This window comes from Vibrio eleionomae, from assembly GCF_009874545.1.
Taxonomy (GTDB): Bacteria; Pseudomonadota; Gammaproteobacteria; order Enterobacterales; family Vibrionaceae; genus Vibrio; species Vibrio nitrifigilis.
The window spans coordinates 69,397-94,449 of the sequence record NZ_WEKT01000003.1 but is presented as its reverse complement, the minus strand read 5'-3'; the positions used below and the strand labels follow the sequence as shown (position 1 = coordinate 94,449).

Annotated in this window: 23 protein-coding genes; 8 read left to right on the top strand and 15 right to left on the bottom strand. The window is 43.9% G+C overall.

Annotation, left to right across the window (positions count from 1 at the left end):
• The first annotated feature begins 6 nt into the window (after positions 1-6).
• Both argS and F9817_RS02690 read left to right on the top strand, forming a co-directional pair.
• On the top strand, positions 7-1,737 hold the full coding sequence (argS, locus tag F9817_RS02695) for an arginine--tRNA ligase (protein WP_161153422.1): 1,731 nt from the start codon (positions 7-9) through the stop codon (positions 1,735-1,737).
• Between the two features lie 112 nt (positions 1,738-1,849).
• On the top strand, positions 1,850-2,275 hold the full coding sequence (locus F9817_RS02690) for an HIT family protein (protein ID WP_161153421.1): 426 nt from the start codon (positions 1,850-1,852) through the stop codon (positions 2,273-2,275).
• Positions 2,276-2,344: 69 nt separating this feature from the next.
• Here the strand turns inward: F9817_RS02690 and F9817_RS02685 are convergent, their stop codons facing one another.
• From F9817_RS02685 to znuA, 4 genes are all read right to left on the bottom strand, one after another.
• Entirely contained in the window at positions 2,345-2,578 is a 234-nt protein-coding gene (locus tag F9817_RS02685; protein ID WP_161153420.1) for a FeoC-like transcriptional regulator, read from the bottom strand.
• The gene (gene feoB / locus F9817_RS02680) at positions 2,575-4,848 is read right to left on the bottom strand and encodes a Fe(2+) transporter permease subunit FeoB (RefSeq protein ID WP_161153419.1); all 2,274 of its coding nucleotides are present in this window, start codon (positions 4,846-4,848) and stop codon (positions 2,575-2,577) included. Before feoB ends, F9817_RS02685 begins: the two co-directional genes overlap by 4 nt.
• Complete coding sequence (locus tag F9817_RS02675) at positions 4,848-5,075, bottom strand: FeoA family protein (RefSeq protein ID WP_161153418.1); 228 nt, start codon at positions 5,073-5,075, stop codon at positions 4,848-4,850. The genes feoB and F9817_RS02675 overlap by 1 nt, the downstream gene beginning before the upstream one ends.
• A 225-nt stretch (positions 5,076-5,300) precedes the next feature.
• Positions 5,301-6,188, bottom strand: coding sequence for a zinc ABC transporter substrate-binding protein ZnuA (znuA, locus tag F9817_RS02670; protein WP_161153417.1), 888 nt, complete (start codon positions 6,186-6,188; stop codon positions 5,301-5,303).
• A 79-nt stretch (positions 6,189-6,267) separates the two neighbouring features.
• Between znuA and znuC the strand changes: the two genes are divergently transcribed.
• Both znuC and znuB read left to right on the top strand, forming a co-directional pair.
• Positions 6,268-7,056 carry a zinc ABC transporter ATP-binding protein ZnuC gene (gene znuC / locus F9817_RS02665; RefSeq protein ID WP_161153416.1) on the top strand — a complete coding sequence of 263 codons (789 nt, stop codon included), beginning with the start codon at positions 6,268-6,270 and terminating at the stop codon, positions 7,054-7,056.
• Positions 7,049-7,834 (top strand): zinc ABC transporter permease subunit ZnuB, encoded by a 786-nt coding sequence (znuB, locus tag F9817_RS02660; RefSeq protein ID WP_161153529.1) that lies wholly within the window; start codon positions 7,049-7,051, stop codon positions 7,832-7,834. Before znuC ends, znuB begins: the two co-directional genes overlap by 8 nt.
• A gap of 61 nt (positions 7,835-7,895) precedes the next feature.
• On the opposite strand, the gene sucD is transcribed toward znuB, so the two are convergent.
• The 8 genes from sucD to sdhC form a co-directional block, all read right to left on the bottom strand.
• Positions 7,896-8,768 carry a succinate--CoA ligase subunit alpha gene (gene sucD / locus F9817_RS02655; RefSeq protein WP_161153415.1) on the bottom strand — a complete coding sequence of 291 codons (873 nt, stop codon included), beginning with the start codon at positions 8,766-8,768 and terminating at the stop codon, positions 7,896-7,898.
• Positions 8,768-9,934 (bottom strand): ADP-forming succinate--CoA ligase subunit beta, encoded by a 1,167-nt coding sequence (sucC, locus tag F9817_RS02650; RefSeq protein WP_161153414.1) that lies wholly within the window; start codon positions 9,932-9,934, stop codon positions 8,768-8,770. Before sucC ends, sucD begins: the two co-directional genes overlap by 1 nt.
• Before the next feature lie 168 nt (positions 9,935-10,102).
• Positions 10,103-11,314 carry a 2-oxoglutarate dehydrogenase complex dihydrolipoyllysine-residue succinyltransferase gene (gene odhB / locus F9817_RS02645; RefSeq protein ID WP_161153413.1) on the bottom strand — a complete coding sequence of 404 codons (1,212 nt, stop codon included), beginning with the start codon at positions 11,312-11,314 and terminating at the stop codon, positions 10,103-10,105.
• Between the two features lie 28 nt (positions 11,315-11,342).
• Positions 11,343-14,153 carry a 2-oxoglutarate dehydrogenase E1 component gene (gene sucA, locus F9817_RS02640; RefSeq protein WP_161153528.1) on the bottom strand — a complete coding sequence of 937 codons (2,811 nt, stop codon included), beginning with the start codon at positions 14,151-14,153 and terminating at the stop codon, positions 11,343-11,345.
• Positions 14,154-14,264: 111 nt separating this feature from the next.
• The gene (locus F9817_RS02635) at positions 14,265-14,978 is read right to left on the bottom strand and encodes a succinate dehydrogenase iron-sulfur subunit (RefSeq protein ID WP_161153412.1); all 714 of its coding nucleotides are present in this window, start codon (positions 14,976-14,978) and stop codon (positions 14,265-14,267) included.
• A 14-nt stretch (positions 14,979-14,992) separates the two neighbouring features.
• Complete coding sequence (sdhA, locus tag F9817_RS02630) at positions 14,993-16,759, bottom strand: succinate dehydrogenase flavoprotein subunit (protein ID WP_161153411.1); 1,767 nt, start codon at positions 16,757-16,759, stop codon at positions 14,993-14,995.
• Complete coding sequence (gene sdhD, locus F9817_RS02625; protein WP_161153410.1) at positions 16,760-17,104, bottom strand: succinate dehydrogenase, hydrophobic membrane anchor protein; 345 nt, start codon at positions 17,102-17,104, stop codon at positions 16,760-16,762.
• Positions 17,098-17,490: a succinate dehydrogenase cytochrome b556 subunit gene (gene sdhC, locus F9817_RS02620; RefSeq protein WP_161153409.1), complete on the bottom strand. Its 393-nt coding sequence runs from the start codon at positions 17,488-17,490 to the stop codon at positions 17,098-17,100. Before sdhC ends, sdhD begins: the two co-directional genes overlap by 7 nt.
• Positions 17,491-17,889: 399 nt before the next feature.
• Here sdhC and F9817_RS02615 point away from each other — a divergent pair, with 399 nt between their 5' ends.
• Positions 17,890-19,182, top strand: coding sequence for a citrate synthase (locus F9817_RS02615; RefSeq protein ID WP_161153408.1), 1,293 nt, complete (start codon positions 17,890-17,892; stop codon positions 19,180-19,182).
• A 114-nt stretch (positions 19,183-19,296) separates the two neighbouring features.
• On the opposite strand, the gene F9817_RS02610 is transcribed toward F9817_RS02615, so the two are convergent.
• Positions 19,297-20,055, bottom strand: a complete 759-nt coding sequence (locus tag F9817_RS02610; protein ID WP_161153407.1) for a Nif3-like dinuclear metal center hexameric protein — start codon at positions 20,053-20,055, stop codon at positions 19,297-19,299.
• A 75-nt stretch (positions 20,056-20,130) separates the two neighbouring features.
• Between F9817_RS02610 and F9817_RS02605 the strand changes: the two genes are divergently transcribed.
• Entirely contained in the window at positions 20,131-20,892 is a 762-nt protein-coding gene (locus F9817_RS02605) for a DUF1853 family protein (protein ID WP_161153527.1), read from the top strand.
• Positions 20,893-20,949: 57 nt separating this feature from the next.
• Here the strand turns inward: F9817_RS02605 and pgm are convergent, their stop codons facing one another.
• Positions 20,950-22,599, bottom strand: a complete 1,650-nt coding sequence (pgm, locus tag F9817_RS02600) for a phosphoglucomutase (alpha-D-glucose-1,6-bisphosphate-dependent) (RefSeq protein ID WP_161153406.1) — start codon at positions 22,597-22,599, stop codon at positions 20,950-20,952.
• A 110-nt stretch (positions 22,600-22,709) separates the two neighbouring features.
• The gene (gene seqA / locus F9817_RS02595; RefSeq protein WP_161153405.1) at positions 22,710-23,264 is read right to left on the bottom strand and encodes a replication initiation negative regulator SeqA; all 555 of its coding nucleotides are present in this window, start codon (positions 23,262-23,264) and stop codon (positions 22,710-22,712) included.
• A 92-nt stretch (positions 23,265-23,356) separates the two neighbouring features.
• Between seqA and F9817_RS02590 the strand changes: the two genes are divergently transcribed.
• On the top strand, positions 23,357-24,124 hold the full coding sequence (locus F9817_RS02590) for an alpha/beta fold hydrolase (RefSeq protein ID WP_161153404.1): 768 nt from the start codon (positions 23,357-23,359) through the stop codon (positions 24,122-24,124).
• A 354-nt stretch (positions 24,125-24,478) separates the two neighbouring features.
• Positions 24,479-25,006 (top strand): flavodoxin FldA, encoded by a 528-nt coding sequence (gene fldA, locus F9817_RS02585; protein ID WP_161153403.1) that lies wholly within the window; start codon positions 24,479-24,481, stop codon positions 25,004-25,006.
• The last annotated feature ends 47 nt before the right edge of the window (positions 25,007-25,053 follow it).

Here is a 25,053-nt window from a genome sequence, read left to right as displayed (position 1 = left end):
AAGCGTGTGAATATCCAAGCACTGATTAATGACAAAGTTTCTCAGGCTCTCGAAGCCGCAGGCGCACCAGCAGGCACTCCAGCTGCAGTACGCCAATCAGCAAAACCACAGTTTGGTGACTACCAAGCTAACGGTGTCATGGGCGCGGCCAAAAAATTAGGCACTAACCCTCGCGAATTTGCGCAAAAAGTCTTGGACGTTTTAGATCTTGATGGCATCGCAAGCAAAACTGAAATTGCAGGCCCCGGATTTATTAACATTTTCCTAAGTGAAGACTACTTAGCAACTCAAGCACAGCAAGCACTCGCTGACGCACGCTTGGGCGTTGCTCAATCAGCCCCAAAAACTATCGTTGCTGATTACTCTGCACCAAACGTAGCAAAAGAAATGCACGTTGGTCACCTTCGCTCAACCATCATTGGTGATGCTGTTGTTCGTACCCTTGAATTTTTAGGAAACAAAGTTATCCGTGCTAACCACATCGGTGACTGGGGTACACAATTTGGTATGTTGATTGCCAACCTAGAGCGTGTGCAAAAAGAGAGCGGTGAAGTTTCAATGGAGCTGTCTGATCTTGAAGCCTTCTACCGCGAATCTAAGAAGCTGTACGACGAAGACGAAGAGTTTGCAGTGAAAGCGCGTAACTACGTCGTAAAACTGCAAGGCGGCGATCAATACTGTTTAGACATGTGGAAGAAACTGGTTGATATCACTATGGTACAAAACCAGCGCAACTACGATCGCCTCAATGTATCACTTACTCGTGAAAACGTAATGGGCGAGAGCATGTACAACGACATGCTTCCTGGCATTGTTGCAGACCTTAAAGAAAAAGGGTTAGCACATGAATCAGAAGGCGCTCAAGTTGTATTCCTTGATGAATACAAAAACAAAGATGGCGACCCTATGGGCGTTATTATTCAAAAACGCGACGGTGGTTACCTCTACACAACCACTGATATTGCCTGCGCAAAATACCGTTATGAAACACTCGGTGCAGACCGCGTATTGTACTTCATCGACTCACGTCAACATCAACACCTAATGCAAGCTTGGACGATTGTTCGTAAAGCAGGCTATGTACCAGAATCAGTCAGTTTAGAACACCATGCATTCGGTATGATGCTTGGTAAAGATGGTCGCCCATTTAAGACTCGCGCTGGTGGTACTGTTCGTCTAGCTGCACTGCTAGATGAAGCCGAGCAACGCGCAGCTAAACTGATCGAAGAGAAGAGCTCTGAATGGAGCGCAGAAGAGAAAGCGAACATCGCAAAAACTGTCGCTATGGCGGCAGTAAAATACGCGGACCTTTCTAAGCACCGTACGACAGACTATGTCTTTGACTGGGATAACATGCTTGCTTTTGAAGGTAACACAGCACCATACATGCAGTATGCCTACACTCGTGTTGCTTCTATCTTCTCGAAAGCAGGTGTATCAATGGACAACCTAAGCGGTTCTATCCAGCTCACGGATGATAAAGAGAAAGCTTTGGTTGCTAAACTACTGCAATTTGAAGAAGCAGTTCAAGCTGTTGCCCGTGAAGGTCAACCTCACTTGCTATGTGCATACTTGTTCGAACTTGCTGGCCAATTCTCAAGTTTCTACGAAGCATGCCCAATTCTAAGTGCTGAAGACAATGTTAAAAACAGCCGTTTACAATTGGCAGCATTGACCGCAAAAACCATTAAGCAAGGTTTAGCGCTTCTTGGTATCAACACACTAGAACGCATGTAAACATCGTTCCAGTTTTAGAGTCTTGTTGAAATCATGACAGTAAAAAGGTTGGCAAATTGCCAACCTTTTATTTTATTGGAATCAATAATTTATATATCTAAGGACATGACCCATGAGTTTTGAACTCCACCCACAATTAGCCAAAGACACTGACGTTATTGGTCATTTTCCATTGTGTATCGCCCTATTACATAAAGATGATGCTGTTCCTTGGGTTATTCTCGTTCCTAAAAAAGAAGCATTGAAAGAGCTTCACCATCTACCAATGGAAGAGCAGCAACAATTTCTACTCGAATCCCAAGTAGTCAGTGAAGCGATTGAACAGCTCTTTAGCCCAGACAAAATTAACCTCGGTGCATTGGGTAATATGGTGCCACAACTGCACATTCATCACATTGCCCGTTTTAAAACTGACGTAGCTTGGCCGGGACCAGTGTGGGGCAACACCAAAGGTGCCGTACGCGCAGCTGAAGAGCAGCAGCAACTGGTAAAAACATTGCGCCAAGAATTTGCTAAAAGCCCATTATTCTCTTTATAAATAATAAGGCTAAGACTAAAAAACAGGCCCTCATTGCGAGGGCCTGTTTTTCTCTATGGGTAGCAGATATTACATGGTGACATTAATCGCCAATGAATCACTACTATTAACCCTATAACGAACACGAACTCGACCTTTACTGCCTGGTGTTTTATCTTCCAAGCGTGAAATCGCGCCCTTTTGCAACCAAACATGCAGCATGGCGTCAACACCATCTTCACTGAGTGCAAAACGCTGTGCTAATTCAGTACGGCTCGCGCCATGATGTTGGCTAATATAATCTTTTAGTTCGGTCAAAATCATACTACCCCCACCTGAATAGTTTGAGGTTTAGATCCTTGTTTCCTCAAGTAGAAGAACGTCGCAACATAACCTGCAATAATGATGACTAACCAAGCAATACTTTCTACAGGGTTGCTGTGAATACGTGTTGCTTGATAGAAGAACGTGGCACCGCCGTAACCTAATGCAAATGTCCACACCGCGATAAAGCGAGCAAACTTAGGTCCAAACTCACGGACATAAGCACCCATGGCAGCCACACACGGTGTGTATAACAATACTAATAACAAGTATGAGAACGCCGCATAACCATCGCTGAAATAATGATTTAAGTTGTTGAAAATAGAACTGTCGACATCTTGCTCTGTGGCGACTTCTTGGCTGTTACTTAAATCCCCAACTTCGATACCAAGTGGATCTGAGAAGTTAAGTCCAGCTAAGTTTTCCGGAATCGACATAACCGCGTCTTTTAAGCTGCCCATTAAGTCGTAATCGTCGCCACCAGCAGCCTCATTAGAGCTGTACAGACTATTTAACGTTCCGACTACCGCTTCTTTTGCGAAGATACCGGTAATGATACCTACGGTTGCAGGCCAGTTGTCTTTTTCAACACCTAGTGGCTCAAATACAGGAGTCACTACCTGAGCAGCACGAGATAACACAGAGTTAGGGCTGTCTTCATTACCAAATGAGCCATCCATACCGAGTGAATTAAAGAAACTTAACACGGCAACGACAAGAACAATGGTTTTACCCGCACCTAGAACAAAACGTTTTAGTTTTTGCCAAGTTTTAATTAACACGTTTTGCAATGTTGGAATTTCGTAATCAGGCATTTCCATGATTAAAGAATCACTTGACCCCGGAAATAGCGTTTTCTTCATAAAGAGTCCAGTGAATACCGCTGCAACGATACCAAGGATATAGAGTAAGAAGACGATATTTTGACCACTATTAGGGAAGAATGCAGCAGCAAACAGGGCGTACACTGGTAAACGAGCACCACATGACATAAATGGAGCCATTGATGCCGCCAATTTACGTTCACGTTCTTGATCAAGCGTACGAGTCGCCATGATGGCTGGTACATTACAACCAAAACCCAACACCAAAGGGACAAATGCTTTGCCCGGTAAGCCGATTTTTTGCATGACTTTATCAAGGACAAATGCCGCGCGAGACATATACCCAGAACTTTCTAGGACAGCTAAGAACAGATATAAACACGCGATAACCGGGATGAATGTCGCGACGGTTTGAATACCTCCGCCAATACCATCTACGATGACTGTCACTAACCACTGTGGCAAGTGATTATCGAGCAAATAGTGACCACCATCGACTAAAACAGCGCCAAAGCTGATATCAAAAAAATCAATAAATGCACTACCAATGTTAATAGAGAACATGAACATCAAGTACATCACGATAAAGAAGAACGGAATACCAAACCATTTGTTCAAAATCAGTTTGTCAGCTTGAGCAGTAAAGTTATGTGTTAACTTACCTTCGTTGGTGCGAACTTTTTGGCACTGCTTATGTAGCAAGGTATATTTTACATCCGCGACATGTAAATCGATGTCTTCAGCGCAATTCTTTTGAACCGCCTCAATCTGAGCACGTTGTGCTGCTGGTAATTCATTAATTACTAGACGATCGTTTTCTAACGCGCGAATTGCTAATGCACGCGCTGCTGCCACTTTGCCAGTAAATAGCGGCTCAATTTCTGTAATAGACTGCTCGAATACATCGCTGTAAGTCAGTTTAAACGCATCTAATTTGACACCTTGAACCAAAGTGCGATGGAGCTGTTCTTTAAATTCATTTACTTGACCGCGGCTGTGCGCAGAAATGGCAAATACAGGACAACCCAATACTTTTTGTAACGCTTTCTCATCAAGACTTTGACGTTCCCGTTTCAACGCATCTATTTTGTTAAGTACCACAACCATAGGGCGACCTAACTCACGCAACTGCAATGTCATATACAGACTACGTTCTAAACATGTGGCATCGACTACGTTAATGATAATGTCTGCGGGATGACTTAATACCGCACGAGAGGCGATTGATTCATCAATACTATTAGCATCGTTACCACTATCAAGTGCATAGATCCCTGGCAAATCCGTCAAATGAAATTCATCACCGGAGTGCACGTAACGGCCTGTTTTCTTATCGACAGTGACACCAGCCCAGTTACCCACCTGCTGACGAGCACCTGTTAATCCATTGAATAGTGTGGTTTTGCCGCTATTTGGGTTACCAACGGTTAAAACTTGATACTGCATTATACTCGCTCCACTTCAATATCATCTGCGATACTGACACGCAGTGCAATTGATACACCACGGACTTCAACTTGTAACGGATCTCCCATCGGGGCGCGACGAACAAGTGTGATGTTGGTATTCGGTAACATCCCCATTGTCATAAGTCGCTTACGAGCGTCCTGCGATAATTTTTGCAAAGTGGTCACACATCCAACTTCGCCGCTTTTTAATTCTGATAATTTCATTGCCATGCCAGTGGTTTTAGTATTCTTAATGAGAAATATTTTTATTTAGTTTAAGTATGATAGTTAAATTTATACGGGTTGAGAATGTTCAACATCAAAAAAAGCCACGTAATATATGTGTGTTTAACCATCTGGCAATTTATTTATTATTTTCAAAAAAATAAGATATTACTTATATAAAAAAAGCGACTTACCGTCGCTTTTTTATTCTATTTGTATCACTTTCTATTGAGATAAGCAGTCATAATAACTTTGGCTTAAATGACGGAGAAATTGGAAATATCCGCCAGAGGTTACCGGAATATCGGTAGCAAGTGGGTCAAGAATCCCAATCGTCGCTTTTGTACCACGTACAACACTTTTGATTACAGCAGGTTGGAATTGAGGTTCCGCAAACACACATTGAATTTTATTCTCAGTGAGTAAGGTACGAATTTTTATCAGCGTTTTCGCTCCAGGTTTACGCTCAGGACTGACAGTAAAGTGACCTTGGTTATTTAAGCCAAAATGTTGTTCAAAATAAGCATAACCGTCGTGGAAAACATAGTAAGGAATCTTTTGCACCGGTTTAAGCTGAGCTTGAATGTCTTTATCTGTCTGCTTAAGAGATAGCAAAAACTGCTTTAGGTTTGTCCGGTACTGCTGTGAGTGGGCGCTATCCATCGCAATTAACTTATTAGTAATTGCTTGCGCAACAGTCGCCGCTTGTTTTACGCCCAGCCAAAAATGCGGATCATGCTCGCCATGATGGTGATGCCCCTCCTCATGTTCGTCATGCTCTTCTGGCCCAAATTTACGAAGCTTCAAATTAGGAATATCACTAAGCGTTAGTACATTGCTTTGTTCTGACAAAATCTTAGTTAAAAAAGGCTCTAGATCAGGACCAAACCAAATAACAAGCGATGCTTGACTGATACGTTTTACATCAGAAGGACGTAAAGCATAATCGTGCGGAGAAGCGTTAGTACCAAGTAACACATCCGGTGTCTCAATACCTTGAGTGAGCTCGTTGGTAATCAATTGAATGGGTTTAATGCTGGTTAAGATACCATTCGCCCATGATGTTGCTGAAATAACCAGCAAAGTGACCGTCAATAAGAGTCTAGCTAACATATTTGAATTCTAACCTGTAGCGAAAAAATTGCCGAGATGTTACATTATAACATCATGTCTTAGCAAATGAGTTTCTTTCATGCCGACTCTTATTGAGTTACAAAATATTTGTGTCACTTACAATCAAAAACATGTCTTAGACCATATATCTCTAACTATAGAGCAAGGCAAAATCACTACCCTAATCGGACCAAATGGCGCGGGAAAATCCACATTAGTTAAAGTGCTACTTAATCTATTAAAGCCCCATTCAGGTGTCGTTAGCCGAGCAAAAAATCTTAAAATTGGCTATGTTCCACAGAAATTAAAGCTCAACGAAACACTCCCGTTAACCGTCGAACGTTTTCTTAAACTTGCAGGCCGTTTTAGCGCGAGTGAAATTCAGCAAGCCCTGCGTTTAGTTGGTGCTGAACATTTACTTCATAATGACATGCATCAGCTTTCCGGTGGAGAGAACCAACGCGTACTGATTGCTCGAGCCTTACTCCCTCGCCCACAGTTATTAGTACTAGACGAACCCGCACAAGGTGTTGATGTTCAAGGACAAATAGATCTGTACGCATTAATCAACGATATTCGCTCTCGTTTTCAATGTGCAGTGTTTATGGTATCCCATGACTTACATTTGGTCATGGCTCAAACCGATGACGTAGTGTGTCTGCAGCATCATATCTGTTGTTCTGGTACACCAGAAGCCATCACTCAGCACCCTGAGTACCTTTCTTTGTTTGGTCGCCAAACTCAAGAAAACCTCGCATTTTATCAGCACCATCACAATCATCATCATCATGACTTATCGGGTAACCCCGTCAGTGGCGATGGCGATCATTGCCACTCTCATGATCACGGGCATCATCAACATGATTGAGTTTCTTCTACCTTCGATATTGGCAGGACTTGGTATCGCATTCATTTCTGGGCCTCTAGGCTCATTTGTGGTTTGGCGCCGAATGTCCTACTTTGGCGATACCTTAGCTCACGCTTCCTTACTCGGCATCGCATTAGGTTTCTTGTTCGATATTAACCTTTACCTTGCTTTATTAGTGTGTTGCCTTGGGCTTGCCGTCGTACTAGTGGTCATGCAGCGCCAAAAACTGGTCGCTACCGATACCTTATTAGGTATTCTGGCACATAGTTCCCTGTCACTAGGGCTCATCGCTGTCAGTTTTCTTGATAATGTTCGTATCGACCTGATGAGTTATCTCTTTGGCGATCTGCTTTCAGTCACACCGACTGACCTGACCTTTATTTGGTCTGGCGTCATTATTGTCGCGGCCTTACTTTATTACTTTTGGCGGCCACTACTTTCAAGCAGCATTAATGAAGATTTAGCGACAGTCGATGGCATTAACGTCGATTTAATGCGCCTCATCTTAATGCTACTTATTGGTACTGTGATTGCTGTGGGTATGAAATTTGTGGGGGCGCTGATTATGACATCTCTCCTTATTATTCCTGCAGCTGGCGCACGGCGTTTAGCTTCGACCCCAGAACAAATGGCATTGTTTGCCTCGTTAATCGGTTGTGTAAGTGTGCTTAGTGGTATCACCCTTTCTTGGCATTATGATACTCCCGCTGGCCCATCGGTGGTGATCAGTGCAGCGGCACTCTTTATCTTAAGTCACTTAGTAAAACGTAAAGCCTGAATAAACAAAACCCTAAGCATTGCTTAGGGTTTTAGGTATTCACAACCATTTGGTTAGAAGATTACCAGCCGGTCACTTCACGCAATGCGCTACCGATTTGAGCTAGGCTTTTCACGGTCTTAACGCCCGCGGCTTCAAGTGCTGCAAATTTTTCATCCGCAGTCCCTTTCCCACCAGAAATAATAGCTCCAGCATGACCCATACGTTTACCCGGAGGCGCAGTCACACCCGCGATATATGAGACGACAGGTTTAGTCACATTCTCTTTGATGTATGCCGCTGCTTCTTCTTCAGCCGTACCACCAATTTCACCGATCATCACAATCGCTTCAGTTTCTGGATCTTTTTCAAACAGCGCCAAAATATCAATGAAATTAGAGCCCGGGATTGGGTCACCACCGATACCAACACAGGTTGTTTGGCCGAAACCTTCATCCGTTGTTTGTTTTACTGCTTCATAAGTTAGAGTACCGGAGCGAGATACGATGCCCACCTTACCTTTCTTATGAATATGTCCAGGCATGATACCAATCTTACATTCATCCGGCGTAATGACTCCCGGACAGTTAGGACCGATCATCTGTACACCCGCTTCATCTAAACGTACTTTAACGTCTAACATATCTAGCGTTGGAATACCTTCAGTAATGGTGACGATCAGTTTGATACCTGAGTCGACGGCTTCCAATATTGCATCTTTACAGAAAGGAGCGGGTACATAAATCACAGATGCGTTCGCACCTGTCGCTTCAACCGCCTCACGGACAGTATTAAACACAGGTAAACCTAAATGTTTAGTGCCACCTTTACCAGGTGAAACGCCGCCAACAAGTTGCGTACCATAGTCGAGCGCTTGCTCAGAGTGAAATGTCCCTTGTCCGCCAGTAAATCCCTGACAGATGACTTTAGTCGATTTATCGATAAGAATTGACATTATTTACCCTCCGCTGCCGCAACAACTTTTTCTGCAGCTTCGGTAAGCGAAGTGGCTGCAATAATATTTAAGCCACTGTCGGCCAATGTTTTCGCACCGAGTTCTGCGTTATTCCCTTCAAGGCGTACTACTACTGGTACTTTGACGCCAACTTCTTCTACTGCTCCAATAATCCCTTCTGCGATTAAATCACAACGAACGATACCACCAAAGATATTCACTAATACCGCTTTGACATTGTTATCAGAAAGAATGATTTTAAATGCTTCCGTAACGCGCTCTTTCGTCGCGCCGCCGCCAACATCCAAAAAGTTAGCAGGATGACCACCATGAATGTTTACGATATCCATCGTCCCCATTGCTAAACCCGCGCCGTTGACCATGCAGCCAATATTGCCATCAAGCGCAACATAGTTAAGTTCCCATTTTGCGGCATGAGCTTCGCGAGCATCTTCTTGAGTCGTGTCGTGCATATCGCGTAATGTTGGCTGGCGATATAACGCATTGGAATCGATATTGATCTTACCGTCTAGGCACAATAAATTGCCTTCGCCTGTAATCACCAATGGGTTGATCTCTAGCAGAGCGAGATCATATTGGGTAAACATATTGCCTAACCCAAGGAAAATCTTAGTAAACTGTTTAATTTGGTCACCTTCAAGCCCAAGCTTGAACGCCAATTCACGACCTTGATATGGCTGAGGCCCTACTAACGGATCAATCGCTGCTTTATGAATCAGTTCTGGAGTTTCTTCCGCTACTTTTTCAATTTCCACACCACCTTCTGTCGATGCCATAAACACGATACGCCGTGTAGAGCGATCGACAACAGCACCGAGATAGAGCTCATTCGCGATGTTGGAAGCCGCTTCAACAAGAATTTTTGAAACAGGTTGTCCATTTGCGTCTGTTTGATAGGTCACTAGGTTTTTACCTAGCCACTTTTGCGCAAAATCACGGATACCTTCTTTGTTATCATGCAGTTCGACACCGCCTGCCTTACCACGGCCACCAGCATGCACCTGACATTTTACGACCCACTTACTTCCACCGATCTTACCAGCAGCTTCAGCAGCTTCTTGTGGAGTATCGCAGGCATAACCTTCAGGTACTGGCAGTCCGAACTCTGCAAACAGCTGTTTGGCTTGATATTCATGCAAATTCATTGTGTTGTTCCGTCTGTTCGTTTTTATCCATAGCGCCTGTAAACAGGGCTTCACGTCTTGTAGGGAGACTCAGATGAGCGCCACTTTTCAGTGACTTAACCGGGTTAGACGTTGAGCTAGTCTAACCCGAAAAGTTTTAGACGTCTAGAAATCTAAACGTATAAACATTTATACATCAAGAAGTAAGCGCGCAGGATCTTCTAGCAATTCTTTTACGGTTACTAGGAAACCTACTGATTCACGACCATCAACCAAACGGTGGTCATAAGACAGAGCTAGGTACATCATTGGCAAGATTTCGATTTTGCCATCAACAACCATTGGACGGTCTTGAATCTTGTGCATACCTAAAATTGCTGCTTGTGGCGGGTTAATGATTGGCGTAGACATCAATGAACCAAATACACCACCGTTAGTAATAGTAAAGTTACCTCCGGTCAATTCATCCACTGTCAATTTGCCGTCACGCCCTTTTAGCGCAAGTTCTTTAATGCCTTTCTCGATTTGAGCCAGACTCAATGTGTCAGTATCACGTAATACCGGTGTTACCAACCCACGAGGAGTCGATACGGCAATACTGATATCAAAGAAGTTGTGGTACACAATGTCATCACCGTCAAGTGACGCATTCACTTCTGGATAACGCTTCAGTGCTTCTGTGACCGCCTTAACATAGAAAGACATAAAACCTAAACGGATATCATGTTTTTTCTCAAACAGATCTTGATACTGCTTACGCAGATCTTTAATCGGTTTCATGTTTACTTCGTTAAACGTAGTCAGCATTGCTGTACTGTTTTTGGCTTCTAACAGACGCTCTGCAATACGTTTACGTAAACGCGTCATAGGCACACGTTTTTCACTGCGACCAGAAGCGACGGGCGCAATCGGTTCTGCTTCTTTCGTCGCAGGTGCTGCTTTCGCTTTCTTAGCAAGATACGAATCAACGTCTTCGCGTGTAATACGTCCACCAACGCCCGTTCCTTTCACATCGCTCGCTTCTAGATTATTTTCAGCAAGTAAACGACGAACTGCTGGGCTTAGCCAATCATTGCTTTCCTCAGTGAGCGATGTCTTATGACGGCTGTCTGGAGAAGGCTCTGCTGATTCCGCTTTATCTTTGGTTGGTTCACCAGCTACTACGCCCGGTTTGAGACGTGCAAGCAGCTGTTTAGAAAGCACGGTGGAGCCTTCATCTTCAACGATTTCTGCCATCACGCCAGCTTCTGGCGCAGGCACTTCTAATACGACTTTATCGGTTTCGATTTCAACAATGACTTCGTCGCGATCGACTGGGTCACCCGCTTTTTTATGCCATGTAGCCACGGTCGCATCGGCTACAGATTCAGGTAAATCTGGAACCAGAATTTCTATTGTCATCTTTTGGTCTTCCTTTCTCTTCTAGTTCTTAATTGATCGTCAATGCGTCTTCAACTAATGCTTTCTGTTGTTTCAAGTGTACCGACATATAACCTACTGCTGGAGAAGCAGAAGCTGGACGGCCCGCATATTTCAATTTTGCTCCATCAGGAATCGCTGCAACGAAATTGTGCTGACTTGAATACCATGCACCTTGGTTTTGTGGCTCTTCCTGACACCAAACATAATCGACAACATTGGTGTATGGCGCTATCAGTTCTCGAACATGATCAATAGGGAACGGATAAAGCTGTTCGATACGAATGATGGCGACATCGTCTTGCTCATTCGCCCGACGCTGCTCAAGTAAGTCGTAATACACTTTGCCAGAACAGAACACTACGCGTTTGACTTTAGCAGGATCTAATTCGTCGACCTCACCTATCGCTGGCATAAAATTACCGTTGGCGAGTTCATCTAAACTAGAAACACATAATGGATGACGCAACAAAGACTTAGGTGACATCACTATCAGTGGTCGACGCATAGGGCGTACCACCTGACGACGGAGCATATGATAGACCTGCGCCGGACTTGATGGCACCACGACTTGAATATTTTGCTCAGCACAAAGCTGTAGATAACGCTCTAAACGAGCAGAAGAGTGTTCAGGCCCCTGGCCTTCATATCCATGTGGTAGCAACATTGTTAAGCCACATAAACGGCCCCATTTCTGCTCACCAGAAGAGATAAATTGATCAATGACAACCTGAGCACCGTTGGCAAAATCACCAAATTGCGCTTCCCAGATCGTTAAGCCACTAGGTTCCGCCGTCGCATAACCGTATTCAAACGCGAGTACCGCTTCTTCAGATAATACCGAGTCAATCACTTGGAATGGACCTTGTTTATCATGAATATGCTTAAGTGGCGCATAAGTGCTCGCATCAGTTTGATTATGCAGTACTGAATGACGATGGAAGAACGTGCCACGGCCGGAATCTTGTCCAGATAAACGGATACGCTTGCCATAATCCACTAACGTGGCATATGCAAAAATTTCGGCCATCCCCCAATCCAGCATTTTTTCGCCCGACACCATAGCACGGCGATCTTCATAAATTTTGGCTACTCGACTTTGCAATTTATGGCTTTCCGGCCAAGTACATAGACGATTACCCAATTCTTTAAGACGCTCGAAATCGAATTGATTTTGCCATTCCATGTTCCAGTCGTGATTGAGGTACGGTTCCCAATCCACTGAATGCATGGTCATTGGACGCCACTCTTTCACCACGACTTCACCGTGATCCAGCGCATCTCGATACTCATTAATTAACTGAGTTGCTGTTTCAATATCACTCTCACCACGATCCATTAATACATCAGCATATAATTTCCGAGGTGTTGGGTGTTTCTTGATTTTTTGATACATCAAAGGCTGCGTTGCATTTGGCTCGTCAGCTTCGTTATGGCCGTGGCGGCGATAACACACTAAATCGATAACAACATCGCGTTTAAAAGTATTACGGTAGTCCAGTGCAATACGCGTTACAAAGGCTACAGCCTCTGGGTTATCAGCATTGACATGGAAGATAGGAGCCTGCACCATTTTTGCAATATCGGTACAGTACATAGTTGAACGAGTGTCAGTAGGATTAGACGTTGTGAACCCCACTTGGTTGTTGATAACGATACGAACCGTACCACCAACTCGGAAGCCACGAGCTTGAGACATATTAAATGTTTCAGCCACAACGCCCTGCCCTGCGATCGCCGAATCACCGTGGATGGTAATTGGCAGAACTTTGGCGCCTTCTTTATCACCTAAACGATCTTGACGAGCTCGTACCGACCCCATAACCACGGGGTTAACGATTTCTAGGTGAGATGGGTTAAACGCAAGCGCCAAGTGAACATCACCACCTTCAGTGGCGAAATCAGCCGAGAAACCTTGGTGATATTTCACATCACCAGTACCCCATGTTTCATCATGCTTGCCAGCGAATTCATCGAATAAGCCTTGCGGTTTTTTACCGAGCACGTTCACCAACATATTCAAGCGACCACGGTGAGCCATACCGATAACCACTTCTCGCATGCCTTTTGAACCTGCATAACGGATTAATTCTTTGGTCATTGGAATAAGAGCATCGCCCCCTTCCAACGAAAAGCGTTTAGCACCTGGGAACTTCGCACCTAAATAACGTTCTAGCCCTTCTGCAGCCGTTAACTCTTCAAGAAACGTATTTTTCTCGTCAAGGCTAAATTGGGGATGCCCGTTAATCGGTTCGATTTGCTGTTGAATCCAACGCTTTTGTTCTGTGTCAGTAATGTGCATGTATTCTGCACCTACTGGACCACAGTAAATATTATTGAGTGATTGATAAATATCTTTTAACTGCATCGTATCGCTGCCAATGGCGAACGAGCCTACGTTAAAAGTTTCTTCCATGTCATCATTGTTTAGATTATGGAAAGCTGGTTCTAATTCCGCCACAGGCGGACGCTGCCATAATCCAAGAGGGTCCAATTGAGCAGCTTCGTGACCGCGGAAACGGTACGCGTTTATAAGCTGGAGTACTTTTACCTGTTTTGCATCGACTTCAGGATCACTAACTTGGACACTGTAATGCTTAGTCTCTTGAGCGAGTCGCCGGAAGTAATCACGGATGCGCGTATGTGATTGTTCAACCACATTGTCAGGTTGCATAGGCAACCCTTCAAACACACGTCTCCATTCCTCACTTACCAATTCGGGATCACTTAGATACGTTTCGTAGAGTTCCTCTACATAAGTTGCATTGGCGCCAGCCAAGTGTGAAGACTCGAGCCATGCCTTCATCACGCCGTTGTGCATCATTTTCCCTTTACCAGTAGTTTACAGTTGCTGCGGTCTTTCGCCGAGCTATTGTTATACCAATCTCCGTGATTGGTATAAGAAGCAGGCTCGAAAGCCTGCTGTATTTTGTTACACCGACCGGCTAAGCAACATCGATTTGATGTGCCCGATCGCTTTGGTCGGATTGAGACCTTTCGGACATACACTTACGCAATTCATGATGCCGTGGCAACGGAATACACTAAACGCATCATCAAGCTCAGACAAACGCTCGTCTGTGGCTGTATCTCGACTATCAATGAGCCAACGATAAGCCGCTAACAAACCAGCAGGACCGATAAATTTATCTGGGTTCCACCAAAATGATGGACAAGAAGTCGAACAGCATGCACACATAATACATTCGTACAAACCGTCTAAATGCGCCCTTTCTTCAGGGGACTGCAAATGCTCCCTTGATGGTGGTAAGTCGCCATCAGACATAAGGAACGGCTTCACTTTTGCGTAGTTATCGTAGAACTGAGTCATATCGATGATCAGATCGCGAATCACTGGTAGTCCAGGAAGAGGTCGAATTACGATCTTTTTACTGTCCGCGAGGGCAGATAATGGCGTAATACAAGCCAATCCGTTTTTCCCGTTCATATTTAGACCATCCGAGCCACAAACACCTTCGCGGCAAGAACGACGGAACGCAATGCTAGGATCTTGTTCTTTAAGCAAAATCAATGCATCAAGCACCATCATATCTGAACCCTCGTCTACTTCAAGGGAATAGTCTTTCATATACGGTTTGTTGTCTTTATCTGGATCATATCTGTACAAAGAGAAGTTAAGTTTCATAAGTTAGCCCTCCCTTAATATGTACGTACTTTTGGTGGAAATGCATCACGGGAAATTGGCTGCATGTTCACATGGCGTTTACTCATTTCTTCCGTTTCAGGATTGAAAATTGAGTGACATAACCAGTTTTCATCATCACGCTCTGTAAAGTCGAATCGCGCATGAGCACCACGACTTTCAGTGCGGAAGTTAGCCGCTACCGCTGTAGAGAATGCGGTTTCCATTAAGTTATCCAATTCCAGACATTCAACACGTTGAGTATTGAACTCTTTTGACTTATCTGCAAGGTGTCCGTCTTCTAAACGTTCACGAATTTGCTTCAACTCTTCCAGCCCTTCGGCCATTGCAGCCCCTTCGCGGAATACAGAAAAGTTATGTTGCATACACTGTTGTAGGTCTTTACGGATTTGCGCAGGGTCTTCACCACCGGTGCTATTTTCCCAACGCATGGCTCGAGATAAAGACGCTTCAATATCAGATTCAGATGCAGGACGGGATTCAGCATGAGCTGCCAATGTTTCGCCAAGATGTAAACCAGTTGAACGGCCAAATACAACGAGGTCAAGCAAGGAGTTGCCACCTAAACGGTTAGCTCCGTGAACTGAAACAGACGCAATTTCACCGCAGGCAAACAAGCCTTGGATTTCAACATCATCACCAGAACTGGTTTGCTTTAAAGCTTGTCCTGAAATTTGGGTTGGTATACCGCCCATCATGTAGTGACAAGTCGGAATGACTGGGATTGGTTCTTTCACTGGATCAACGTGAGCAAACGTACGAGATAATTCACAAATACCTGGCAGGCGAGACTCAAGAACATCACGACCTAAGTGATCCAATTTCAACTTAATGTGTGTTCCCCAAGGTCCCTCACAACCGCGGCCTTCACGAATTTCTTGCATCATAGAACGAGCAACCACATCACGACCAGCTAAGTCTTTCACACGTGGCGCGTAACGTTCCATAAAACGTTCACCGTCTTTGTTGAGCAGGTAACCACCTTCACCGCGACACCCTTCTGTGACTAAGACCCCCGCACCAGCAATACCGGTTGGGTGGAATTGCCACATTTCCATGTCTTGCACTGGAGCACCAGCACGCAGCGCCATTCCAACGCCATCCCCCGTATTGATATGAGCATTAGTGGTTGATGCGTAAATACGCCCCGCACCACCTGTCGCTAATACGGTTGCTTTAGATTTAAAGTAAGAAATTTCACCTGTTTCCATACAAATGGCGGTACACCCCATGATGGCACCATCTTGGTTTTTCACCAGATCCAAGGCATACCATTCAGAGAAAATGGTGGTTTTATGCTTGATATTTTGTTGATACAGCGTGTGCAGCAATGCGTGACCGGTACGGTCCGCAGCAGCAGCAGTGCGCGCCGCTTGCTCGCCACCAAATTCTTTTGATTGTCCACCAAATGGACGTTGGTAAATTGTTCCGTTTTCAAATCGAGAAAATGGTAAACCCATTTTTTCTAATTCAATTACTGATTCAGGACCATGCTTGCACATGTATTCAATCGCATCTTGGTCCCCGATGTAGTCGGAACCTTTGACTGTGTCATACATGTGCCATTCCCAGTTATCTTTATGGGAATTACCCAAAGCAACCGTAATGCCACCTTGAGCTGAAACAGTATGAGAACGAGTTGGAAACACTTTTGATAACAAAGCACAAGTCAGGCCTTGTTCAGAGATTTGCAGTGCAGCACGCATACCTGCACCACCTGCGCCGATCACAACGGCGTCGAATTCACGAACTGGAATAGTCACTTATACACCCCACAAAACGAAAAGGCCGGAAAAGAAATAGCCAAGTAATACTGCAATGACCACTAATTGAAGTAGGCTCCGCAGTTTCGCGCATTTGACGTAATCGGTCAGTACTTGCCATAGCCCGATCCAGCCATGGATAAGAACCGAAACCAACGCCAGCATAGTGAAGACTTTCGTAAACGTTCCACTAAAGAAGGAAGTCCACGAAACATAAGTGATATCAGTAAAGGCGCAGAAACAGACCATGTATATGACATACAAAGTCATGATAATGGCGGTACCACGAACCAATAAGAAATCGTGCACCCCATTACGACCTAGGGATGAAACATTTTTTACCATACCAATACTCCTGCTAGCACAGCGAGTACGATAGTGATACCGAAACTCACTTTCGCACTCAACGCACCAGTATCCAGCTCTTCGAAATAGCCCATATCCATCATGAGGTGGCGAATACCCACTACAATATGGTAGGCCAAAGCTGTCAAAATACCCCATAGGATGAATTTAACGATGAAACTATCAATAATTTCATTCGCATCCATAAAGCCCATTGGGGAGGATAAAGATAAGGAGAGTAACCAAAGCAGAATTCCGACCGCAACAAACATAATGACACCGGTGACACGGTGCAAAATAGATGCTATTGCGGTGATCGGAAAGCGAATGGTCTGTAGATCTAAATTTACAGGACGTAACTTTCTTTCTTTCACGGGCTTGCTCACTCAGCTCCATTGAGCATTTATAGTTATTGAAGAAAAATCAGACACAAAGCTTATATTTCGCAACAATTAATTAACAATTATCCACACAATAGAACGTAATAGTGATTAACTAGTGCAAAAATTCCAGACTAAAAAAAGAAAAAAAATGATTGTTCAGGCTAGAATTAATAAGGCTTTTATCTTCATTTACTTAGCCAATATAGGACTCGCTACATTTTAGTACAATGGATGTAACAATTTTTGTTACTTAGCACAGATTTTTAACTTTCCATTTATGAAAAATCCAAGTAAGTGCACACTACAAGGGAGAAAAATTGACTTTACTTAGGATCGGTCGTAAATAGTTCAGGCACAAACATCCTGGACGGACTACACAATAAATAAACAAAGGAGATTGTTATGGCAGATAAGAAAGCGACCCTTCATATCGAAGGCAAAGCGCCAATCGAGCTGCCGATTATCGATGGGAGCCTCGGCCCTCAGGTAATCGATGTTCGAGGATTGGGTGCAAGCGGCTATTTCACGTTTGACCCAGGTTTTCTTGCCACTGCATCTTGTGAATCTCAAATCACTTATATCGATGGAGATAAAGGTGTTCTGCTCCACCGTGGTTATCCGATCGATCAGTTAGCAAACAACGCTGATTACTTGGAAGTCTGTTACATCTTGTTGTACGGCGAGGCACCAACTCGTGAGCAATACGATGAGTTTACCTATACTGTTGCACGCCATACAATGGTTCATGAACAAATCGCAAGTTTCTTCCATGGCTTTCGTCGTGACGCACACCCTATGGCTATTATGTGTGGTGTTGTTGGTGCTCTTGCGGCTTTTTATCACGACTCATTAGATATTAACAACGCATCACACCGCCAAATCGCCGCGTATCGTCTGTTATCTAAAATGCCAACGCTTGCCGCGATGTGTTACAAATATTCGGTTGGTCAGCCATTCATCTATCCACGTAATGACCTAACCTATGCAGAAAACTTTTTGCATATGATGTTTGCAACACCGTGTGAAGAATATGAGGTGAATCCGATCGTAGCGCGCGCTATGGATAAGATTTTCACATTGCATGCAGACCATGAACAAAATGCATCGACATCGACCGTTCGACTCGCCGGTTCTTCTGGTGCGAACCCATTTGCTTGTATTGCTGCGGGTATCGCATCTCTTTGGGGCCCAGCCCACGGTGGTGCCAATGAAGCGTGCCTACATATGCTGGAAGAAATTGGCTCTGTAGACAAAATTCCAGAGTATGTCGCTCGAGCAAAAGATAAAGATGACCCATTCCGCCTAATGGGCTTTGGTCACCGCGTTTACAAAAACTATGACCCTCGAGCAACTGTGATGCGTGAAGCTTGCCATGACGTTTTGAAAGAGCTCAACATTCAAGATCCACTGTTAGACGTGGCCATGGAGTTAGAGCGTATTGCGCTATCTGATCACTACTTTATCGATAAAAAACTGTATCCAAACGTCGATTTCTACTCAGGTATTATTCTGAAAGCAATCGGTATTCCAGTATCAATGTTTACGGTTATCTTCGCGATGTCTCGTACCATTGGTTGGATTGCGCACTGGAACGAAATGCACAATGACCCAGGCAGCCGAATCGGTCGCCCACGTCAACTTTATTCTGGTCATACAATGCGTGATTTTGTACCACTACAAAGCCGTAAAGAATGAGCAGGTAGATAGCAAAACTATCATCTGAAACGTAGTGGATATAAATAAAGCCTCCTTAGTTAATCAAGGAGGCTTTTCTTTTTATACCAGATGGTTATAGCAAGATCTTGCGGCTTACACCGGATTATCAATGTCGATAAATGTCACATCCAATCCATGCTCTTTCGCTAGCCATTCCCCTAACGCTTTTACCCCATAACGCTCTGTGGCGTGATGACCTGCAGAGTAGTAATGTATATCGCACTCTCGAGCGGTATATGTCGTTCGTTCGGTAATTTCACCAGAAATAAAAGCATCTAACCCATGATCAGCAGCCATATCGATAAAGCCCTGACCACCACCAGTACACCAACCGACGGTTTTGATCAGTTTATCAGCATTGTCTGGGGCAATATGTAATGGTGCTCTCGCTAATACGGTTTCAATTTTTTGCGCTAATTCTTGCCCCGTCATCGCTTTAGCAAATGAGCCAAACATAGCCACCGATTGAGGGTGACCTTCTAGGCCACCTTCCACATTGATATCCAACAATTGAGCAAGCTGCGCATTATTGCCCAGAACAGGGTGAATATCTAAGGGTAAATGATAACCGTAAAGGTTAATATCATTTTGGATCAAGCTACGAATGCGACGACCTTTCATTCCTCGAATAGGTTGAGATTCATTCTTCCAAAAGTAGCCATGGTGAACCAACAGCGCGTCTGCTTTTTCTTCAATCGCCCGTTCAATCAGGGCTTGAGAGGCGGTCACCCCAGTAATAATTTTTTTTACCTCGGCTTTACCTTCTATTTGTAAGCCATTTGGACCGAAATCTTTGATCTGTTCGGGAGACAATGTCTCGTTGAGTAATGTCTCAAGTTGTAAGTTATTCATGGTTTTCTTCCATTGCATCCGTTTAACGTGCAGGTTATAACAATTTAGTGTAATACCCAAACTAGATTAGTAATGATGAACTTACAGCAACTCGCCCAATGGATAATTTCTACGCCCTGCTTATTAAAGGGGAACGCTCCCGTAGAATCCCATTCGCCTTTTACTTCAAACACCACCATGTTGAAGAACGAATACACGGGTAACCGACGACTGGGCTTTCTGTACCAATTTTTATGTGCAGAACTTTTCCACCAGCATGCAAAATATCAAGATATCTATGAAGAGCTGCAAATTAACCAAGAGGGTCGCACACTAGGCGCGGTTGATTTCGTATTACGCACCACGGAGGGCCAACTAGAACACTGGGAAGTGGCTGTTAAATTTTACTTACTTCATCAAGGCTATTGGTATGGTCCAAACGCGCAAGATCGCCTAGATCTTAAACTTAACCATATGCTCAATAAACAGTTACCCTTTTCTCAATCGTCTGCGTTTATTCAGGCTTATCCTGAATTCACCGATCCTACTCAGCACCTTTTGATGCAAGGGCGGCTCTATACCAACCCTTTTGAGCCCGAAACAGTGCCTCAGCAATGCCTAAACATTACGATTAACACAGACCAAATTCAGGGGTATTGGTGCTATCAATCTCAACAACAAAGAATCACCACACCACTCTATCTACTTGAAAAACATCAATGGTTAACGGGTGCAGATGCTCAATCTCCAGAATATCATGGTGATGCCAAAGGCTTCGTTCACTGCCAAGATAGCAATGGCAAATTTTGGTTTATCGTTCCCGACTCATGGCCAACTACAGGGAACAAGATCAATTGATATAAAAAAAGAGGCGTACTACGCCTCTTTCTACTTTACGATTAAAAGCTCAGTTTACTATAAACCAGCGTCTTTAAAGACTTGATTCACAATTGATTGAGCTTCGTTCTCAATCAATTTTAGATGTTCTTCACCTTTGAAACTCTCACAATAAATCTTGTAAATATCTTCCGTACCTGACGGGCGAGCAGCAAACCAGCCGAATTCAGTGGTCACTTTCAAACCACCAATCGCTGCACCATTACCTGGAGCATGAGTAAGTCGTGCTGTAATCGCATCACCAGCCAGTGTTTGAGCAGATACCATCTCTGGAGAAAGTTTCTTCAACACCTCTTTTTGCGGGCCATTAGCCACAGCTTGTAAACGGCTGTAGTAACAGTCACCGTGCTTAGCAGCCAGCTCATTATAATATTGCTGAGGGTTCTTACCTGTAACAGCGGTAATTTCAGCCGCTAGCAGACATAAGATGATGCCATCTTTATCAGTTGAGCACGGAGTGCCATCTAGACGAAGGAATGACGCCCCAGCACTTTCTTCACCACCAAAACCGAAGCGGCCACTATAAAGGCCATCCACAAACCATTTAAAGCCGACAGGAACTTCACATAGCTCACGGCCTAAATCAGCGACAACCTTATCAATCATGGCACTGGAAACCAGTGTTTTGCCCACAGCAACATCTTGTGACCAGCCACTACGATGGCGATATAGGTAGTCAATACATACCGCTAAAAAGTGATTTGGATTCATCAAGCCTTTGGTTGGCGTTACAATGCCATGACGGTCGTAGTCAGGATCGTTACCAAATGCTAAATCATATTCATCTTTCAGCGCTAAAAGTCCAGCCATGGCATAAGGTGATGAGCAATCCATACGAATCACGCCATCTTTATCCAACGACATAAATTGGAAACTTGGATCAACCGCTTCACTGACCAGTGTTAAATCAAGGTCGTACTGTTTACCAATACGGCGCCAGTAATCAATGCCGCTACCACCTAGTGGATCAACACCAATTTTCAAATTTGCTTTTTGAATCGCTTGCATATCAACCACATTAACTAAATCGTCAATGTATGGCTGAGTTAGATCGATTTCACGGAACAGTGGGGATTGTTTCGCATCATGAATTGAGATGCGTTTAACCTCTTGTAAATCATTTGCAATCAATTCGTTTGCGCGATCTTGGATTGCTTGAGTAAGCTCAGCCTCAGCAGGACCACCATGAACCGGATTATATTTAATACCGCCATCTTGTGGTGGGTTATGTGATGGAGTAATAACAATACCATCGGCTTTTTGTTGGTGGTTCTGGTTATGGGTTAAAATCGCATGAGAAACACCTGGAGTCGGTGTGTAACCGTTATTCTCTTGAGCAATCACTTCAATACCATTGGCAATTAGCACTTCAACAACGGTACTAAATGCAGGTTCAGATAATGCGTGAGTATCTTTGCCCACATAGATTGGGCCTGTTGTGTCATGTGCAGCACGCACTTCAACAACAGCTTGAGTAATCGCTAAAATATGATGTTCATTAAAAGTGGATTTGTCAGAGCTACCGCGGTGGCCAGAAGTACCAAACTCAACTTTGTGCTGTGGATTATGTGGATCAGGTTGAAGTAAAAAGTAATTCGCTACAAGTGCAGGAATATTATGTAAATCTTCCTGTAGCGCCTTTTTCCCTGCTCTAGGGTGCATAGCCATACGACATCCTTATATAAAAATTACGCAAACAAAAACCCCATAATAAGGCCTCTCTAAGGTTTATTATGAGGTTTTAATCAGATTTTTTGTCCGTTTTGTGTCAGAACCCGCTAAATTGCATGACTGACTTTTTCAATAATATCAGCAGGAAAGTTCATTCTAACCATCACTTGCTCCACCATTTGCTGTTTGCGACTGGTGTTATTATTGGTAATTACCCAAAACGGTGTGTTTGTTATTAACTTAGGCTTGGTCGTTTGACCATGTGACAACAGCGTCTGTTCATTATCGGCAAAATAAACCCGTTTACGACCTTTTACTGACATTGCGTCAGAGAAACTCGCAGGATCGATTCGGTAAAGTGTAGACAACACTAGGATAAAACGATCAACTGCCTTTTTAAGACCTGCAAACTCATCAGAGATCAATAGAGAACGCATCTCTTTCACGCTATCAACTTTGTGCTCTTGAGCGGCATCCTTACTTACGACTATACCTTTGTCAGCCTTTACTTCTGGCTGTGTTACGACTGCGGTAGGCTCTGCAACATTTTCTTCACCCACTTGGAGTAGACGACGTAAAATGTCGGAAGCACTTTCCCCGATATGTAGGGTTTGACTCGCAATGTAACGGTATAGATCCTCATCAACCTCAATTGTTTTCATTCGCTTTTCACAATCTCAATGTTTAAACTCTGGGGGATTATAGCGAGATCTTCGCTCAGACTCTACGTTAAACCAATCACTAGTAAGATAAAATGTCAGCACTTCTCAATTACAAACTAGAAGGTGAGGGTCACACCATTGTTTTGATCCACGGTTTATTTGGTAATTTAGATAACCTCGGTCTGCTTGCCCGCGACCTTGTGAAAGATCATCAGGTGCTCAGCGTTGATCTGCGTAACCATGGACTTTCGTTCCACAGCGATGACCATCATTATGCTCTGTTAGCCCAAGACGTCAACCTACTGCTCGATCATCTGAATATCCATTCAGTCACTTTAGTTGGCCACTCCATGGGTGGGAAAGCGGTGATGAAACTGGCCTCTATTGCCCCAGAAAAAGTTCAGCACTTGATCGTTTTAGACATGGCACCTGTCGCTTACCAAACTCGACGTCATGATAATGTATTTGCTGGTCTTAATGCCGTGATTGAAGACAAACCACTCAACCGCCGCAATGCGATGGATGTGTTGTCCCAGCACATAGAGATTGAAGGCGTGCGCCAATTTATTGGCAAATCTCTCTACAACAATGGGCAATCCATGACCTGGCGCTTTAATGTCGCTTCATTGGAAAAAAATTACTGGCATATTCTCGGATGGGACAATATCGACCCTTGTGATGTTCCCACACTGTTTATTAAAGGTGGAGACTCTGACTATCTAATGCCAGAGCATCAAGCCGCTATTCAGGCACAATTTACCAATGCTAAAGCGCATGTTGTGGCCAAAACCGGTCATTGGTTACACGCAGAAAAACCCGCTGAAGTATTAAGAGTAATACGCAAATTTTTGCAGGCTTAACTTATCTTGAGTTAAGTTTGCTATTATTGACTCAGAAATGGGCATAATCGGTACATTAACTTTGTAGATTAACAATGGTATAGTGCGCCCAGAAAATTGACATCCGGGATAGCCATACGGTTTGACCGTGCAGTGCTTAATCTACGTTGACCGACATATAGGTTGACTTGTACAGTCAATAGATGCTGTGACCAAGCATGTCGCAACTGTCATCAAACTCTATGGTTTTCTTTTCCAGGTTGTTGCAAGGTAGATAATATATCCGCGCATCAACTGAGTTGTCGCTCACGGTTTGCTACCAGTTGGTCACAACCGCAGAGAAACAACCCATAACAATTTAAAGGTAATGATTTTATGGCAAGTGTAGGTATCTTCTTTGGTAGCGATACAGGTAACACCGAAGCTGTTGCAAAGATGATTCAGAAAAAGCTGGGTGAAAAACTTGTTCACGTACAAGACATCGCCAAAAGCAGTAAAGAAGACATCGATAATTTTGATCTGCTGCTTTTAGGTATCCCTACTTGGTATTACGGCGAAGCACAATGCGATTGGGATGATTTCTTCCCAGAACTAGAAGCAATTGATTTTTCTACAAAATTAGTGGCTATCTTTGGTTGTGGTGACCAAGAAGATTACGCTGAATACTTCTGTGATGCGATGGGAACTATTCGCGACATCGTAGAAGCAAAAGGCGGTACGATTGTTGGTGAATGGCCAACTGAAGGCTATGAATTTGAAGCGTCTAAAGCACTTGTTGATGAAAACCACTTTGTCGGCTTATGTATCGATGAAGATCGTCAACCTGAATTGACTGAACAACGCGTTTCAGCTTGGGTAAACCAAGTATACGAAGAAATGTGTCTTGCTGAGCTTGAAGATTAATAAAAAGATCCCCTGCCTCGCAGGGGATCTCTTGCTCATCGAGAATG

Bases quoted from the DNA above. Each gene is read 5' to 3' on its own strand.
- F9817_RS02690 (WP_161153421.1), top strand. From the start codon at position 1,850: ATGAGTTTTGAACTCCACCCACAATTAGCCAAAGACACTGACGTTATT.
- F9817_RS02685 (WP_161153420.1), bottom strand. From the start codon at position 2,578: ATGATTTTGACCGAACTAAAAGATTATATTAGCCAACATCATGGCGCG.
- feoB (WP_161153419.1), bottom strand. From the start codon at position 4,848: ATGCAGTATCAAGTTTTAACCGTTGGTAACCCAAATAGCGGCAAAACC.
- F9817_RS02675 (WP_161153418.1), bottom strand. From the start codon at position 5,075: ATGAAATTATCAGAATTAAAAAGCGGCGAAGTTGGATGTGTGACCACT.
- znuA (WP_161153417.1), bottom strand. From the start codon at position 6,188: ATGTTAGCTAGACTCTTATTGACGGTCACTTTGCTGGTTATTTCAGCA.
- znuC (WP_161153416.1), top strand. From the start codon at position 6,268: ATGCCGACTCTTATTGAGTTACAAAATATTTGTGTCACTTACAATCAA.
- znuB (WP_161153529.1), top strand. From the start codon at position 7,049: ATGATTGAGTTTCTTCTACCTTCGATATTGGCAGGACTTGGTATCGCA.
- sucD (WP_161153415.1), bottom strand. From the start codon at position 8,768: ATGTCAATTCTTATCGATAAATCGACTAAAGTCATCTGTCAGGGATTT.
- sucC (WP_161153414.1), bottom strand. From the start codon at position 9,934: ATGAATTTGCATGAATATCAAGCCAAACAGCTGTTTGCAGAGTTCGGA.
- odhB (WP_161153413.1), bottom strand. From the start codon at position 11,314: ATGACAATAGAAATTCTGGTTCCAGATTTACCTGAATCTGTAGCCGAT.
- sucA (WP_161153528.1), bottom strand. From the start codon at position 14,153: ATGCACAACGGCGTGATGAAGGCATGGCTCGAGTCTTCACACTTGGCT.
- F9817_RS02635 (WP_161153412.1), bottom strand. From the start codon at position 14,978: ATGAAACTTAACTTCTCTTTGTACAGATATGATCCAGATAAAGACAAC.
- sdhD (WP_161153410.1), bottom strand. From the start codon at position 17,104: ATGGTAAAAAATGTTTCATCCCTAGGTCGTAATGGGGTGCACGATTTC.
- F9817_RS02615 (WP_161153408.1), top strand. From the start codon at position 17,890: ATGGCAGATAAGAAAGCGACCCTTCATATCGAAGGCAAAGCGCCAATC.
- F9817_RS02610 (WP_161153407.1), bottom strand. From the start codon at position 20,055: ATGAATAACTTACAACTTGAGACATTACTCAACGAGACATTGTCTCCC.
- F9817_RS02605 (WP_161153527.1), top strand. From the start codon at position 20,131: ATGAACTTACAGCAACTCGCCCAATGGATAATTTCTACGCCCTGCTTA.
- pgm (WP_161153406.1), bottom strand. From the start codon at position 22,599: ATGGCTATGCACCCTAGAGCAGGGAAAAAGGCGCTACAGGAAGATTTA.
- seqA (WP_161153405.1), bottom strand. From the start codon at position 23,264: ATGAAAACAATTGAGGTTGATGAGGATCTATACCGTTACATTGCGAGT.
- F9817_RS02590 (WP_161153404.1), top strand. From the start codon at position 23,357: ATGTCAGCACTTCTCAATTACAAACTAGAAGGTGAGGGTCACACCATT.
- fldA (WP_161153403.1), top strand. From the start codon at position 24,479: ATGGCAAGTGTAGGTATCTTCTTTGGTAGCGATACAGGTAACACCGAA.